The 15,216-nt window shown below is 42.6% G+C and carries 16 protein-coding genes and 1 other annotated feature; of the genes, 2 read left to right on the forward strand and 14 right to left on the reverse strand.

Annotated elements, in window-relative coordinates:
• Positions 1–4 precede the first annotated feature (4 nt).
• Both CST_RS09335 and nagA read right to left on the reverse strand, forming a co-directional pair.
• Positions 5–2,659: a translation factor GTPase family protein gene (locus CST_RS09335; RefSeq protein WP_015359647.1), complete on the reverse strand. Its 2,655-nt coding sequence runs from the start codon at positions 2,657–2,659 to the stop codon at positions 5–7.
• A 228-nt stretch (positions 2,660–2,887) separates the two neighbouring features.
• Positions 2,888–4,120, reverse strand: a complete 1,233-nt coding sequence (gene nagA, locus CST_RS09340) for an N-acetylglucosamine-6-phosphate deacetylase (RefSeq protein WP_015359648.1) — start codon at positions 4,118–4,120, stop codon at positions 2,888–2,890.
• A gap of 359 nt (positions 4,121–4,479) precedes the next feature.
• On the opposite strand from nagA, the gene CST_RS09350 reads away from it, so the two are divergent.
• The gene (locus CST_RS09350) at positions 4,480–5,427 is read left to right on the forward strand and encodes a M23 family metallopeptidase (protein WP_015359651.1); all 948 of its coding nucleotides are present in this window, start codon (positions 4,480–4,482) and stop codon (positions 5,425–5,427) included.
• 22 nt (positions 5,428–5,449) lie between these two features.
• Positions 5,450–5,872: a bactofilin family protein gene (locus tag CST_RS09355; protein WP_015359652.1), complete on the forward strand. Its 423-nt coding sequence runs from the start codon at positions 5,450–5,452 to the stop codon at positions 5,870–5,872.
• Between the two features lies 1 nt (position 5,873).
• On the opposite strand, the gene CST_RS09360 is transcribed toward CST_RS09355, so the two are convergent.
• From CST_RS09360 to rpmG, 12 genes are all read right to left on the reverse strand, one after another.
• A complete protein-coding gene (locus tag CST_RS09360) occupies positions 5,874–7,316 on the reverse strand; it encodes a sodium/glutamate symporter family protein (protein ID WP_237266327.1) in 1,443 nt (480 codons plus the stop codon).
• A 5-nt stretch (positions 7,317–7,321) separates the two neighbouring features.
• The gene (locus tag CST_RS09365; RefSeq protein ID WP_015359654.1) at positions 7,322–7,804 is read right to left on the reverse strand and encodes a chemotaxis protein CheX; all 483 of its coding nucleotides are present in this window, start codon (positions 7,802–7,804) and stop codon (positions 7,322–7,324) included.
• A 70-nt stretch (positions 7,805–7,874) separates the two neighbouring features.
• Positions 7,875–8,489 carry a glycerol-3-phosphate 1-O-acyltransferase PlsY gene (gene plsY / locus CST_RS09370; protein WP_015359655.1) on the reverse strand — a complete coding sequence of 205 codons (615 nt, stop codon included), beginning with the start codon at positions 8,487–8,489 and terminating at the stop codon, positions 7,875–7,877.
• Positions 8,490–8,514: 25 nt separating this feature from the next.
• Complete coding sequence (gene der, locus CST_RS09375) at positions 8,515–9,837, reverse strand: ribosome biogenesis GTPase Der (RefSeq protein WP_015359656.1); 1,323 nt, start codon at positions 9,835–9,837, stop codon at positions 8,515–8,517.
• A 220-nt stretch (positions 9,838–10,057) separates the two neighbouring features.
• Positions 10,058–11,365, reverse strand: a complete 1,308-nt coding sequence (gene lysA / locus CST_RS09380; protein ID WP_015359657.1) for a diaminopimelate decarboxylase — start codon at positions 11,363–11,365, stop codon at positions 10,058–10,060.
• 249 nt (positions 11,366–11,614) lie between these two features.
• On the reverse strand, positions 11,615–12,010 hold the full coding sequence (gene rplL / locus CST_RS09385; RefSeq protein ID WP_015359658.1) for a 50S ribosomal protein L7/L12: 396 nt from the start codon (positions 12,008–12,010) through the stop codon (positions 11,615–11,617).
• A 29-nt stretch (positions 12,011–12,039) separates the two neighbouring features.
• Entirely contained in the window at positions 12,040–12,657 is a 618-nt protein-coding gene (rplJ, locus tag CST_RS09390) for a 50S ribosomal protein L10 (protein WP_015359659.1), read from the reverse strand.
• Positions 12,612–12,763, reverse strand: a sequence feature (ribosomal protein L10 leader region). (Overlaps the previous gene by 46 nt.)
• Before the next feature lie 46 nt (positions 12,764–12,809).
• On the reverse strand, positions 12,810–13,505 hold the full coding sequence (gene rplA / locus CST_RS09395; RefSeq protein ID WP_015359660.1) for a 50S ribosomal protein L1: 696 nt from the start codon (positions 13,503–13,505) through the stop codon (positions 12,810–12,812).
• Between the two features lie 64 nt (positions 13,506–13,569).
• A complete protein-coding gene (gene rplK / locus CST_RS09400; RefSeq protein ID WP_015359661.1) occupies positions 13,570–13,995 on the reverse strand; it encodes a 50S ribosomal protein L11 in 426 nt (141 codons plus the stop codon).
• An 84-nt stretch (positions 13,996–14,079) separates the two neighbouring features.
• Positions 14,080–14,601: a transcription termination/antitermination protein NusG gene (gene nusG / locus CST_RS09405; RefSeq protein WP_034842817.1), complete on the reverse strand. Its 522-nt coding sequence runs from the start codon at positions 14,599–14,601 to the stop codon at positions 14,080–14,082.
• Positions 14,602–14,655: 54 nt separating this feature from the next.
• Positions 14,656–14,871 (reverse strand): preprotein translocase subunit SecE, encoded by a 216-nt coding sequence (gene secE / locus CST_RS09410; protein WP_015485081.1) that lies wholly within the window; start codon positions 14,869–14,871, stop codon positions 14,656–14,658.
• Between the two features lie 55 nt (positions 14,872–14,926).
• A complete protein-coding gene (gene rpmG / locus CST_RS09415) occupies positions 14,927–15,076 on the reverse strand; it encodes a 50S ribosomal protein L33 (RefSeq protein WP_015359664.1) in 150 nt (49 codons plus the stop codon).
• Positions 15,077–15,216 lie beyond the last annotated feature (140 nt).

Consider the following 15,216-nt stretch of genomic DNA (forward strand, 5'->3'; position numbering starts at 1 on the left):
CGGGTTAAACGTCATCCTCGCTCAATAGATTCCGCATCTGTTTTTTGGTTTCTTCTGACAGTTTATCCATCAGAAAATTCCGGTCCACCGGCTGTTTTTCCTTATATATTCTAACAATGGTTTCGTTTGTAAATTTCACCTTTTCCCTGAGTTCAGACGCCGACATAAGGGCACAGCCCTCGCCCCTGATAATGACCTGCTGCAAACCGTCCGACGTTGCAACGGTTATATCGAATTTTTCACTGTTGTCGTGGGCGAATTTTTCAATGTACTGGTCGGCGGTCTGAGCCTCTTTGGTATAGACCACATAAATGTTTCCGTATTCCAGGAATTCTTCCGGATGCCCCTGAACACGGTAGGCGTCAAACACAACAATAACCTCACAGTCTTCCACGCTTTTGTATTTGCTCAGCCAGTCCAGAAGCCTCGACTTTGCGGCATCCATGTTTTCTTTTGCCATTTCCTTAAGTTCGGGCCATGCAAAAATAATATTATACCCGTCCACCAGGAGATACTTTTCTTTGTTCTCCTTAGGCCTCCCTATATACAACGACTGGCTGTAACCGCCTGCTTTTTCTTTTGCGGGCTTTCTCTTTCGCCACGAGGATTTTTTTCCCTGATTGGAAAAATATGTTCTTTGGAGAATTCTGTCAACCTCTTCAGCTGAGATCCATTTTTCATGCGTATATAACTTTTCTCGGTCCTGTTCGGCGTCATCGGAACTGTTTCTTGCCTGAAACCAGCTTTCCACGTGCATGTATTCCTTAACCATGTACCACGGAACATAAAAGCTTGTACCGTTCGCGCAGAATACCGACCCCGTCGGGTTTTCAAAGTCTTTCTCCGAATCGTATCCAATTTCGGCTATCACTTCCTCGGGATTGTGGCAGATATCGTATCCTTTCAGTGTGCAGAATAGCTTTCCAAGCCCCTTTGTATACGCCGTTACATCTTTCTGATAGTTCTGAAAGGTTGAAACAGGCGCACTCCCGGTGATAATCGCCATATCATCCCTTACCTGAGAAATCTGGCATGTTCCATGCATCCTTTCGATGTCGGCCATCGCACGGCCCACCATTTTTTCGGGGATCTCAAGCTGAAAAGAGTAATACGGTTCGAGAAGCACCGACTGCGCCTCCTTTAAACCCTGTCGCACGGCGCGGTAGGTGGCCTCCCTGAAGTCTCCGCCGTCAGTATGCTTATTATGCGCCTTTCCCGACACCAGTGTTATTTTCATATCGGTAATCGGCGAGCCTGTAAGAACTCCTTTATGGACTTTCTCCCTGAGATGTGTCATGATAAGGTTTTTCCAGTTCCTGCTCAGCACATCGTCGCTGCAGTCCACCGCAAATTCAAGGCCGCTTCCGCGCTCTGCCGGTTCCAGCAGAAGGTGGACCTCGGCGTAATGCCGCAGCGGTTCAAAATGCCCTACCCCTTCGACTGTATTGGCAATTGTCTCCTTGTAAACAACGCGGCCCGAATCAAAGGAAACATCAACGCCATATCGGTCTTTTATCATACTTTGAAGAATTTCAAGCTGCACTTCACCCATTATCTGAACCTGAATCTCCTTAAGCTGTTCATTCCAGACAATACGTAGAGCCGGTTCTTCTTCTTCCAGCTCTCTGAGCTTCGGCAGCATCATCCTCGGATCACAGCCTTCGGGAAGCACAATACGGTATGACAGGACAGGTTCAAGAACGGGCACAAAAAAATCCTTCTCCTCTCCCAGCCCTTCGCCGGCCCTGGTATGGGTAAGTCCCGTAACGGCGCATACCGTTCCCGCTTCTGCTTCATTTACAGCTTCAAACTTCTGCCCCGAATAAATTCTAATTTGCGTAACCTTTTCTTCCCATTCGCCGCTTTTTACAACATCCCGGACATTCAGCTTTCCGCCCGTTATTTTCATATACGTAAGGCGGTTTCCCTTCTCATCCCTTCCTATTTTAAAAACCCTTGCTGAAAATCTTTTCGGATATACAGGCATTTCTGAATATTCCACAATACCGTTCATAAACTCTTCCACGCCGTCAAGTTTTAAAGCCGAACCGAAATAACACGGAAACACTTCCCTTTTCTTTATTGCCCCCCGGATAATGTTATTATCAATACTTCCCGTTTCAATAAATGCGTCCATCAGCACTTCGCCGCACATGGCCAGCTGTTCATAAAAATCATTGCTCCCGATATGCGTAAAATCCACGCAGCGGTCGGAAAGCCTCCTTTTCAGTTCCGTCATTAAGGTATCCTTATCGTTCCTTCTCTGATCCATTTTATTTACAAATATAAACACCGGTATCCGGTATATATCAAGAAGACGCCACAAAGTTTTCGTATGGCTCTGAATACCGTCCGAACCGCTAATCACCAGTATGGCATAATCCAGCACCTGAAGGGTTCTTTCCATTTCGGTCGAAAAATCCACATGTCCGGGGGTGTCCAGCAGGGTTATTTGTATATCCCCTATTTTAAACACCGCCTGCTTCGAGAATATTGTGATTCCCCGCGCCCTTTCCAATTCGTAAGTATCAAGGAAGGTGTCCTTATTGTCCACCCTTCCGAGTTTCCTTATCCTGCCGCTCAAATACAGCATGCTTTCCGATAATGTTGTTTTTCCTGCATCCACATGCGCAAGTATTCCTATAACCAGATTTTTCATACTTTGACACAAATCCCCCGCTGTCAGTATTATATGTCCATAATACCAGTTAATTTTTAATCGGACAAATTCCTGTTTTTGGAAACAAATAATTTACTTAAGCCATGTCATATTATTTACCCTGATACATTAAATCTTCAAATAATTTTACATGGCAACCCGTTGACATACAACCTGTTAAATTAGAAGGCTGCGGTATACGTGCAAAAGACATGTATAAATTCGCCGCTAATCCCTGCAATTATTACTGCAATAAACCAGCATACCTCTGCAATAAGCAGCCGTTACGCCGAAATCATAATCAAGGACGGTAAGATCGGCATCATTTCCATATCTGATCTGCCCTTTTCTGTTTTCAACGCCAAGGACCCTTGCAGGGTTCAAAGTCGCCGCGAGAATTGCATTTTCAACTGAAACCGAACAACGTTCAACAAGGAATTTAACTCCTTCATTCATTTTCAGGGAGCTTCCCGCTATTGTGTCAGTTCCGAAATTTCGCGCCGTACCGTTTTTGTCCAGCGACACTTTTACATTTGATATTTCATACACCCCTTCAGGAAGGCCTTTAACGCCTATAGCGTCAGTTACAAGTATTACATTTGAATTTCCTTTTGCATTAAACAGTATCTTTACCACACTCGGATGTACATGATATCCGTCGGCAATTACCTCCGCAAACGCATTGGAACTCATTAATGCGCCCGCAACCGCAGGTTCCCGGTGATGAAGCCCTTTCATCGCATTGAAACTGTGCGTAAACGACATCGCGCCGTTTGCAAGAGCCAGCATTGCATTTTCAAAACTTGCCCCGCTGTGACCGATGGACACGGTAACCCCGTTCCGGGTTGCATAACGGATAAGTGCAAAATCACTGTCATGTTCACAGGCAATTGTCATATATTTAATCGAGTTGTCCGCCGCTTTCTGATATTCCATGAATTCTTCAACCGATGGCGCCCTCAGATGATCCTTTATATGCATTCCTTTATGGTTGTAATCAATAAACGGACCCTCAAGATGTATACCCAAAATTTCGGCACCGGAGTGATTCTGTTTCATTACGTCGGCAATATTTTTGAGTGCTCTTACTGTATTTTCCTTACTTTGCGTAGTGGTAGTGGGAAGAAACGCCGTAACGCCTTCAGAAGGCAAAGCTTTAAGCCACTTAATCAGTCCTTCGGGTGAAGGATCATCGGCGGAATAGCCACCCATTCCGTGGGTATGTATGTCAATGAAACCGGGAACGATCAATTTATCTTCATAATCAGTATCGGGAACTGACTCACCGTAGGGTGAGATTTTTGAAATTTTGCCGTTATCCATATGAATTTGAGCAGGAATAAACTGCCCCGAAACAAATACCATTTTACTCTGGATAATCATGTTCTCCTTCCTTTCGCCCAACCTGTAATAATGATTGTTTTCTGACACTAATATAGCATTGAAAATCCATGTATACAAATTAATTATTCCTGAACTTCAATTCTCCGGCATTATGAATCCTTGAATAGTTCGGCATATTTTTTCCGTCACCGGCAAACGTTATTTTCAAGCATATACAAAAAACACTATTCATCGGTATTATGCATCCTGTCTCTGCCGCGGAATAATAAAATTCGATTTATATCTTCATTTTGTAAACTTTTTATATTATAATAAAGAACGGCTATGCAAATATTGCCAATATTTTTGGTTTTGCCTTTATGTACTGCTTCTGGAATTCCAGACATATATTTTAATCCCGAAGAGATTATAAATGTAAACAGAACTTTTGCGACAAAATCATCTGTTTTACCGAAAAATACGCGTAAGGTGAAGTTATGAAAAGGAAAAAAGGGAAAGCACAAAAAAGAAGGAAATATTTCACTTTAATGCTTATACCTCATAATTCCGGCAGGGTGAAAACCTTGAAGACCACTCATCCTGTGCTGAAACTATTCCTGCTCGCGACATTTTTTGTGTCGGTAATAATGGCTCTTATTTATCAATTAATGCTCATAAAAGAAGAAAATCTGCGGCTGCGTAAAGAATACAGCGCTTTGAATTTATTTCTTACCGAACAACAAAAATTGGCCATTCAAAATTTATCTGTCATATCTGAAATAGAAAAACTTGAAAAAATTTCACAGGACAAAATCGAAGAATTTCATTATCAGATCCAGAACCTGGTGAAAAATTATATCGACAAGGAAACAAAAACACTTGCAATCAACAGATCAGCCATAGCATCAAATCCTGCGATCTCTTTCGCGGGTAAAATCTCGGAATTAAAAGCATTGCTGAAATTTCTTGAAGATGCCGATAAAGAAGAAGACAAACTTTTCTCTGAACTGGCTGAGAAAAAATTCGAGCTGGAGAATTATCTCAACAGCCTGCCTACAATCTGGCCGACCGAAGGTTTTATAGAGTCGGGATTTGGTAACAGACTTCATCCAATCTACAAGAAATATCATTCCCATACAGGGGTGGATATCGCAGGAGAGATAGGAAATCCAATATATGCAGCCGCATCAGGTACTGTTATAGCAGTAGGTAAAAACGGCGGATACGGGTACATGGTTGACATTGATCATGGGAATGGCCTGGTTACGCGTTATGCCCACTGTTCAAAAATCCTCGTAAAAAAGTGGCAGAAAGTTAAAGCAGGGGAAAAAATTGCAGAAGTCGGCGATACCGGAGTAACAACCGGGCCGCATCTGCATTTTGAAATATTACTGAACGGTGAACCCATAGATCCGGTTATATTCATTGGGACGGAACAAAATTAAATATATTCTGGAGGATGATATTATGAAAAAAAATAAACATACAGTGATCGACACGGTTATCGGTGAAAATACGACAATTACGGGAAATATTGAGTCCGACGGTTCAATAAAGATAGAAGGACGTGTGGAAGGCGATATTAAAGCGGCAGGGGATGTTACAGTTCTCGCCAATGGGGTTGTTAAAGGGAATATATGGTGTGAAAATGTTATTTTGTCCGGAACGGTTACAGGAAACATTTACGCCAGAAACAACCTGCATCTCGAATCAACCGCCCGCCTAAAGGGAGATGTGGAAATACATACTCTTGTATCCGACCAAGGAGCGGTTTTTGAAGGAAACTGCAAAATGGTTGAACCTCCGGCTGATGAAGACAAAAACAGAAAAAAGAAATTTGAATTCAAACTTGGTAAGCCCCAGAACGAAGTTATAGAAAAAGAGGGTTGATCTATACCCTCTTTTTATTTTGTTTTCCTTCCTGCTTTCTGCCCGGTCTGTTCAGGTACAGTAAAACCGTCATTAAAATGTCCATCGCTATCATTGCAACGAAGGTCCAGAAATAATATATCGGCTGGTTGTGCTTAAAGCCATGAATTGGCAGAGCCAGTATAAACATTAACGGAAAACCTACGAATATTGCGAATCCGCTGCCTAATACCAGGTTTTCGGAAACCCTGGATTTTGCATACGGGTCAATTTCTCTGAGCAGCGCAATACCCGTTGTTATCGTTCCAGTCCACAAGCCGTAAAGCGCAATTATATGTTCAAGCTGCTCATCTTTATAAATCATTTTCCCAAGATAGTAGCAATATACCATCATGAACAGTCCACCGGCAGTGGTGATTATGAGTATCGGCCCCAGATTTGACTTCAGCACGCTTAATGAAACAGCGGCAAGGGAAGCGGTAATCATAAAGTCAAAGGACGAGGTTGAAATTCTCTGAAGCAGGTAGTTATCGGCATATTTGTGCCGGATTACGCGTTTAACGCGCAATCTGTCTATAATACCGCGGGCCGCCAGCGCAACTACCGTGCCTATCACGAAATTAAATCCCCATAACATTTCCGAAACTGTCTCACCAAATGTCCCAAGGTGTGTAAGAATCTTCGACATTCCCCAAAGCAGCAGATAAGTCACAAGATACGCCGAACCTATTAAGAGAAGCTGAATGGTCAAATCATCTATATGCATGCTTTTGGGAACGAACATCGTACGTTTTGTATGTTTTTCGAGTTCCATATCCTTAACTTCATTGATGCCGTATTTTTTATGATTTTTATATACCCTTTTCAAAAGAAAATTCAGAAACGGAACTCCTCCAACCAAAGCCCATACAAACCCCAGGTTTGCAATGGCGAGGCCTATGTTCGCACCGTCGGTAAAACCGGCTTCTTCCCATTTTATGCCGATGTTAACCGCCTGCCCGGGCCCCTGTGCAAAACCCAACGGCAGCATCATTCCTAACGGAGGAAACATGTCAGGATAAAAAAATCTTGCCAGAAACAACGATATGCCAAAACCAAGAATTCCTTGAACCATGTATGTTTTTACAATTGCATAGCCTGTATTGACGATATCGGTATTCCTTTTCTTGTTCCGATCCTTTAAAGCCAGGGCTATGAATCCTATTGCCATGAGGTGCGAAACCAGGTATCCGAGTTCATGCTGGATTTTGCGCAGCGTTTCTTCATCCAGCCAGCCAAAGACATACCTCGCAAGCTGTAATGCAATAAAACCTATCGCTCCGGCCAGCATAGAGGTGGGCATCAGATGCTTCTGAAAAATCCTAACCTTCAGCTTTAAAACGGTGGCTATTCCCAAGCATGCAGCTATTCCCGAAAAATACAAAGCTATAATCCATCCGTTTTCCATAAGTATTCTCCTGTTCATTTACTTTACTCGCGGATTAAATCTCCGCTTTCAATTTTTATGTCAATTACATTGCCTCGGCTCATAATTAACGGAATATTTATTATGGATCGTTTCCTGGGATTAAGAGTAGATATGTAAACGCTGTCCCCCTCAACCAAAGTCGGGTAACTTATTTTTACGTCTATACCCCTCTCAGAAAAAATAATACCAGTACGCCCAAGTATTATCGTGGCCATTTCAGCAACGGCGCTTTTAGCCATATCGTTAAGTTCCGTGATCCTTTCTCCCATCATAGCGCTGGCGATCTGCAATGCGACATTGCGTTTAATCGCAAATATGAAACGCCCGTCAAAATCCCCGGTCATCCATAAAATGATGGCAACACTGTCCTTAAGGTTATGACTGTCAAGCAGGGACAACCTTCCTAAAGTGATATCTTCCTGCAAAAGGGCCTTTATGATTTTGCTTGAGGCAATTAAAATGGGATTGATGTAATCAACCTTCATATTTTTCCCCACTTATCATATTTTTTAACTCGCCGTAGCCAAGCTTTAACCTTTATCAATCGGCACTGCCTTAATTCCCCTTAAAACTTATCCTCTTCTCGGTATGATTTTTCAGTCTCACGATGTTATCCTTGTGTCGGGCGACAATAAGCAAAACCATCAATATTCCCAAGACCCTAAGCACTGTCGGTATATTGAAAAAAAGCGAAACAACGGGCCAGCAAACCGACGCAATTAAGGAACCAAGAGACACATACCGGGTAACGGCAACTACTATGATGAAAATTCCAAGGCAGATAAGAGCGGGCAAAGGAGTTATATAAAGGATTACGGCGAATGTAGTCAATACTCCCTTACCACCCTTAAAGCCAAAAAATATCGGCCAGTTGTGGCCCAAAACCGCAGCAAAACCTGCGGCATACATTCCAACATAACCAGCGTTCTCCACATATCCCGAAATTAACTGACCGATTAAACACGCAAGAATTCCCTTTAGCAAATCAACCACCGTTACGGCGGCAGCCGCTTTTGGTCCCAGTGAGCGAAGCGTATTGGTTGCACCTGCGTTTCCGCTGCCATACATTCTTACATCTTTTTTATAAAACAGCTTCCCTATTACGAGCGAACCGTTTAAACTTCCCAGCAAATACCCTGCAACCACGCATAAGACGATTTTACCAAACATAGATACATACCCCTGCTTTCGGTGGTTATTCTTCCTGTTTTTCTTTCATTATTAACTGAATCGGCGTACCTGCAAATCCAAAATTGCTTCTCAGCGTGTTTATGATATACCTCTCATAGGAAAAATGCATTAACTCCTTATCGTTGATAAACAAAACAAATTTCGGCGGTCTTATACCTGTCTGAGTCATATAATATATCTTCAGGCGTTTACCTTTGTCAGACGGAGGCTGTACCATAGCCATCGCCTCATTAAGCACGTCATTCAGCATTCCGGTCTGTATCCGCAGTGACGCCTGCTCAAAAACATAATCCACCAGTTCGAACAGTTTTTCAACTCTCTGCCCGGTTTTTGCAGAGATGAAAACCACAGGTGCATAGCTCATGAAATCAAGCTTCTGAAGTATTTCTTTCTGCATTTTTTCAAGTGTTCCTGTTTCTTTTTCAATCATGTCCCATTTGTTCACTGCTATAACCGAGGCCTTTCCCTGTTCATGGGCATAGCCTGCAATTTTGGTATCCTGCTCGGTGACACCGTCGTTCGCATCGATCACTATAAGGCATACATCGGATCTGTCAACAGCCATAAATGAACGTATCACACTGTACCTTTCAATATTTTCTTCTATTCTGCTTTTCCTCCGGATACCGGCAGTGTCTATGAAATTATACCGTTTTCCGTTGCGAATCACGAGTGTATCTATCGCATCCCTTGTTGTTCCGGGGACATCGCTTACAATAACCCTTTCTTCGCCCAGTATGCAGTTTATAAGGGATGACTTGCCTACATTGGGCCTTCCTATAACAGCAACGTTGATAATGTCGTCATCCTGTTCCTCCGCAGCCTCTTCAGGAAAATACTCAAACACCGCATCAAGCAGTTCTCCTATCCCAAGGCCATGAACCGACGATATGGGGTAAAAATCCCCCATTCCCAGGTTATAAAACTCATATGCATCGGGCGGAAGCTCACCGATGTTATCAACCTTATTAACCGCCACAATCACAGGTTTCTTCGATTTTCTGAGCATTGCCGCTACATCGTTGTCTGCGGCGGTTAAGCCTGTCTTCATATCCAGCAGGAAAATAATAACGTCAGCGGTTTCCATTGCCAGCTCCGCCTGCCGGAGCATCATCTTTTTTATATAATCATCGGTGTCGGGTTCTATACCGCCGGTATCAATGAGCGTAAACTTTCTGCCCCGCCATTCGGCTTCGGCGTAAATTCTGTCCCTGGTTATCCCCGGAGTGTCTTCGGTTATTGATATCCTCCGCCCTGTTATATAATTGAACAATGTCGATTTACCGACATTAGGTCTTCCTACTATTGCTACAACGGGTTTCGACAAAGCCTCAGCCTCCGCTTCAAAAAATTTCCCATACTATGATAAACATTTAACATTGTCATGTCAATGTTTATATTATGAGTTATACTTTACTTTATTTTGTCTGCAATAACGTCTTTTTATCTATTACAACAAATTAACTGCATTCCTCCTCTCTTTTTATACAAATTCAGGAATGCAGTTTAAATTTTAATAATATTTTACATTATCTTATTAAATTTTTCTACAGATCGTCGGGTATTAAATCATGGCGGATTATGTCATCGTAGGTTTCACGTCTGACGATAAGGCGGTCTTTGCCGTCCTTTACAAGAACAACCGGTGGCTTTCCTATTCTGTTATAATTCATTGCCATTGAATAATTGTATGCTCCCGTCGCAAGAACCGCAACGATATCACCCGGTTCGGTCACAGGCATTTTTACGTCTTTTGCTATGATATCCCCTGATTCGCAGCATTTTCCTGCTATCGTAACCGTCTCGGTTTTCGGGCTGTCCGGTTTATTCGCAAGCAAGGCGGTATATTCGGCATTGTAAAGGGCGTAACGGGGATTGTCGCTCATCCCGCCGTCCACCGACACATATTTTCTTACACCTTTTATATCTTTGACATTTCCTACCCGGTACAGGGTTATTCCGGCAGGAGCCACTATTGATCTGCCGGGTTCCATCAGGATATAAATTCTTCCAAGTTTTTTCGTATTACATATTCTTTTAACGGTTTTTGAAATGGTTTCAACAAACCTGTCATATTCAATGGGTGAATCTTTTTCGGTATATTTAATTCCGACTCCGCCTCCAAGGTTTAATTCAGACAGTTGTATTCCAAACCTGTCCCTTATTTCCGCAATAAAATTCACCATAACTTCGGCTGCCAACCCAAAAGGCTCAAGTTCGAATATCTGTGAACCGATATGGCAGTGTACGCCGACCAATTCTATATGTTCCATGCCGGCCGCTTTTTCGACAAATGCGTGTGCTTCACCGTTTTCCAGTGCTACACCGAATTTGGAATCAATCTGCCCTGTTTTAATAAACTGATGTGTATGGGCGTCAATACCCGGTTTTACACGGAACAGTATTTTTACTTTCCTGTTTTTTTCAGCAGCAATTTTCTCTATATTCAGCAGCTCTGTTTCATTGTCAACCACAAAACGGCCCACATTGTATTCTATGCCCATTCTAATTTCATCAATGGTTTTATTGTTTCCATGAAAATAAATCCTTTCGGTGGGGAAACCTGCTTTTATCGCAGTATACAATTCTCCGCCGGAGACAACGTCAAGCCCCAGGCCTTCCTGTTCCATAATCCTGCATATTGCGGTCGTACAAAAAGCCTTGCTTGCATACAGTACCATTCCGTAACCGTCATAGTATTTGTTTATGGCTTCTTTATATGCCCTGCAGTTATTCCGAATGATCGTTTCGTCCATAACATACAGAGGAGTTCCGTATTTTTCCGCCAATTCTACCGTATCGCACCCGCCTATTTCCAGGTGTCCTGCCTCATTAACCCTCAAACCTGCAAACATTTTTTATCACCGTCCTACTGCCTTATTAGTTTTGTATACAATAATCAAATAAATACCTCATATGAGCCGGAAGAAAACCAAAATTTCAGATAATCGCCGATACGACTTCCGAACATGTTTAGAATATATTAACATCCGCAATTTCACAATGCAAGTTTTTAAATCACCTTCTGCGGAAATCAGTCCGGCTTAAAAAAGGTATAAAAAAGCCCGCAACTTTCGTGCGGGCTTTCTCAGGTTTGCAACATATTACTTCAGTTCGCAGGTAGCTCCAACTTCCTTGAACTTTTCCACAATCTTCTGTGCCTCGTCCTTGGATACGCCTTCCTTTACCGTTGAAGGTGCGCCTTCAACAAGGTCTTTTGCTTCCTTAAGGCCAAGGCCGGTAACTTCACGTACCACCTTGATTACCTTAATCTTGTCAGCACCTACTTCCTTCAGAACAACGGTGAATTCTGTCTTTTCTTCTGCCTGAGCGGCTTCAGCGCCACCGGCTGCACCGCCTGCAGGAGCAACAGCAGCTACTGCTACGGGAGCAGCGGCAGATACTCCGAATTCTTCTTCAAGAGCTTTAACTAATTCTGAAAGTTCAAGAACGGTTAAACCCTTAATGTCCTCAATTAATTTTGTTACCTTTTCACTCATCGTAATAACCTCCACATCCTATTTTTTATTTAAGCTTCAGCTTGCTTTTTTTCCGCAATGGCGTTCAATGCCACTACCAAACCGCGGATATTTGCATTCAAAACATTTACTATTCCGTACAACGGACCTGACAAACCACCAACAACCTTTGCCACCAGCTCTTCCTTTGAAGGAAGACTTGCAATGGCCTTAATGCCGTTGATGTCAACAATCTTTCCTTCAACAACACCAGCTTTTATTTCAAGCTTTTCAAATTCCTTGGCAAACTTGGTCAATAATTTTGACGGTGCTACCGGATCATTAAGACTTATTGCCAGAGCCGTCGGCCCTACCAAATACTGATTTAAATCATAGCCGTTTTCCTGTGCCGCAAACCTGATAATTGAATTCTTTATTACAGTATACTCAACACCGGCTGCACGCATCTCCCGTCTCATCTTGGTATCCTGTTCGACGGTCAACCCTCTGTAATCTGCCAAAATAAAAGACTTAGCCGCTTTCATCTTTTCAGAAAGTTCTTTTACCTTGGCCTTTTTCAGATTCAAGACTTTTTCACTGGGCACCTGCTGCACCTCCTTGTCTATATTGCTACCTGCAATCAGCGTATATATAAAAACCCTCTGTATTTCCTGGATAACCACAGACATACAGAGGGTTGTATACCTTTTTAAACCCTTGAAGCTTAACCTCGGCAGGATGATATACGTTACACCTTGCGGTTCCTGCTGTCTATGGTTCAATATTCAGTTTCACAAACAAATGTTATTCTACTATATTAAATCGTATTTGTAAAGGACTTTTAGTCCAAAACTTTCTGCTGATTGATTTTAATACCGGGACCCATAGTTGAAGAAACAACTACGCTCTTCAGATACTGTCCCTTTGCGGCTGCCGGCTTAGCCCTTATAATCGCGTCCATCAGAGTACGGAAGTTGTCAAGCAGCTTTTCGGTACCGAAAGACACCTTTCCAATCGGGCAATGTATAATGTTTGTCTTATCCAGGCGGTACTCGATTTTACCGGCTTTAATGTCGGCAATTGCCTTTGCCACGTCCATTGTAACGGTACCGGCTTTCGGGTTGGGCATTAAGCCCTTTGGTCCCAAAACACGTCCCAGACGTCCGACAACGCCCATCATGTCGGGAGTTGCTACAACAACGTCAAAATCAAACCAGTTTTCATTCTGGATTTTTGCAACAAGTTCCTCAGCGCCTACATAATCAGCGCCTGCCTTTTCAGCCTCTGTTGCCTTTTCACCTTTCGCAAATACCAGCACGCGAACTGTTTTACCCGTTCCATGAGGCAGAACAACGGCACCTCTGACCTGCTGATCGGCATGACGCGAGTCAACACCCAGCCGTACATGAACCTCGACAGTTTCATCAAATTTTGCATGCGCTGTCTTCTGAACAAGTTCAAATGCCTCTCTGGGTTCATATAACCTGGTTTTATCTACAAGCTTTGCGCTTTCAAGATATTTCTTGCCTCTCTTCATCACATATCACTCCTTTGTGGTATATTACGCGGGATTACTCCCTCCCACTTTGCAAAACAAATAATCATTCTTCCACAACAACGCCCATGCTTCTTGCAGTTCCGGCTATCATGCTCATTGCCGCTTCAAGACTTGCTGCATTCAAATCAGGCATCTTCAGCTCCGCAATCTTTCTTAAATCCTCTTTCGACAGTTTAGCGACTTTTTCACGATTGGGAACGCCCGATCCTTTTTCAATCTTGCATGCTCTTTTTATAAGCACTGCAGCAGGCGGCGTTTTCGTCACGAAAGTAAAAGACCTGTCTGAATAAATTGTTAACACAACCGGAATGATCAGCCCGGCATCTTTCGCCGTTCTCTCGTTGAATTCTTTGCAGAATTGCATAATGTTAACACCATGTTGTCCTAAAGCTGGTCCAACCGGTGGAGCAGGTGTAGCCTTTCCTGCAGGTATTTGGAGCTTCACATAGGCCGCTACTTTCTTTGCCATAATAATCCACCTCCCAGAAAAATTACTGCCCTCCGGCAGTTTGCATTCTAAATCCGATATATTGTAAAATAATATATCCCTTTACTACAGCTTCTGAATTTGTGTGAAATCAAGCTCCACAGGGGTTTCGCGCCCGAACATCGACACAAGAACGCGAACCTTTTTCCTGTCCATGCTGATTTCTTCCACAGTGCCGATAAAGCTTTCCAGTGGCCCTTCTATAACCCTTACTGTATCGCCGACTTCGTAATCAACAACCGTTTCGACCTGTTCAACCCCCATTGCCCTGATTTCTTCATCAGACAATGGAACGGGTTTTGAACCCGGACCGACAAATCCTGTAACACCTCTTATGTTCCGAACCACATACCACGACTCATCGGTTATTATCATTTTAACAAGTACATACCCAGGAAAAACCTTTTTCAGCGTCGTCTTTTTCTTCCCATCTTTTATTTCTATCTGTTCCTCCATCGGAACAACAATATCAAAAATATAATTCTGCAGATGGGGATTATTCTCCAGTATTTTTTCCAGGTTCGCCTTTACTTTATTTTCATAACCGGAATAAGTGTGCACAACATACCAATATGCCTGTTCAGACATTGTCAAACGGAGACAAGCTCCTGCCCTCCTTTTTTACTCTGTATCCGCCACGCATCAGGCAAATACAAGCGTGTATAGGAAACCAAAAAGGGCATCAAAAAGCCAAACAACAACCCCTAAAATAAGGCATATTACAATTACCGTCAGCGTATAATTAATCAGTTGGCTTCTTGAAGGCCAAATAACCTTTTTAAGTTCGCTCCGGACTTCCTTTACAAATTTCACAAATCTTTTATAAACACTGGGTTTTTTCTGTACTTGTTCCGCCATCAGAAACATCTCCTAACCTTTTACTATGTGTAAGCTTGTTACAGGAAAAATCCCTTTACCTTGTTTCCCTGTGAAGAGTATGCTTTTTGCAGAACTTGCAGTATTTCTTCAGTTCCAGTCTGTCCGGGTCATTTTTCTTGTTTTTCATAGTGTCATAATTTCTCTGTTTGCATTCAGTGCAGGCCAATGTGATTTTTACTCTCATTTTTTACACCCCTTATAATATCTATCTGGTCGAAATGTATATTAATTAACTAACTGAAGGCGTATTACTCATGCATAAATTTTCCATGCATAAAAAAAAGCCTTATCGCAAAGCAGGTTTAAGTTTAGCACATTTTAAAA

The organism is Thermoclostridium stercorarium subsp. stercorarium DSM 8532, assembly GCF_000331995.1.
Lineage (GTDB): Bacteria > Bacillota > Clostridia > DSM-8532 > DSM-8532 > Thermoclostridium > Thermoclostridium stercorarium.

Coding starts and splice junctions, on each gene's coding strand:
- CST_RS09335 (WP_015359647.1), bottom strand. CDS start 2,659: ATGAAAAATCTGGTTATAGGAATACTTGCGCATGTGGATGCAGGAAAA.
- CST_RS09350 (WP_015359651.1), top strand. CDS start 4,480: ATGAAAAGGAAAAAAGGGAAAGCACAAAAAAGAAGGAAATATTTCACT.
- CST_RS09355 (WP_015359652.1), top strand. CDS start 5,450: ATGAAAAAAAATAAACATACAGTGATCGACACGGTTATCGGTGAAAAT.
- CST_RS09360 (WP_237266327.1), bottom strand. CDS start 7,316: ATGAACAGGAGAATACTTATGGAAAACGGATGGATTATAGCTTTGTAT.
- CST_RS09365 (WP_015359654.1), bottom strand. CDS start 7,804: ATGAAGGTTGATTACATCAATCCCATTTTAATTGCCTCAAGCAAAATC.
- plsY (WP_015359655.1), bottom strand. CDS start 8,489: ATGTTTGGTAAAATCGTCTTATGCGTGGTTGCAGGGTATTTGCTGGGA.
- lysA (WP_015359657.1), bottom strand. CDS start 11,365: ATGTTTGCAGGTTTGAGGGTTAATGAGGCAGGACACCTGGAAATAGGC.
- rplL (WP_015359658.1), bottom strand. CDS start 12,010: ATGAGTGAAAAGGTAACAAAATTAATTGAGGACATTAAGGGTTTAACC.
- rplJ (WP_015359659.1), bottom strand. CDS start 12,657: ATGTCTGTGGTTATCCAGGAAATACAGAGGGTTTTTATATATACGCTG.
- rplA (WP_015359660.1), bottom strand. CDS start 13,505: ATGAAGAGAGGCAAGAAATATCTTGAAAGCGCAAAGCTTGTAGATAAA.
- rplK (WP_015359661.1), bottom strand. CDS start 13,995: ATGGCAAAGAAAGTAGCGGCCTATGTGAAGCTCCAAATACCTGCAGGA.
- nusG (WP_034842817.1), bottom strand. CDS start 14,601: ATGTCTGAACAGGCATATTGGTATGTTGTGCACACTTATTCCGGTTAT.
- secE (WP_015485081.1), bottom strand. CDS start 14,871: ATGGCGGAACAAGTACAGAAAAAACCCAGTGTTTATAAAAGATTTGTG.
- rpmG (WP_015359664.1), bottom strand. CDS start 15,076: ATGAGAGTAAAAATCACATTGGCCTGCACTGAATGCAAACAGAGAAAT.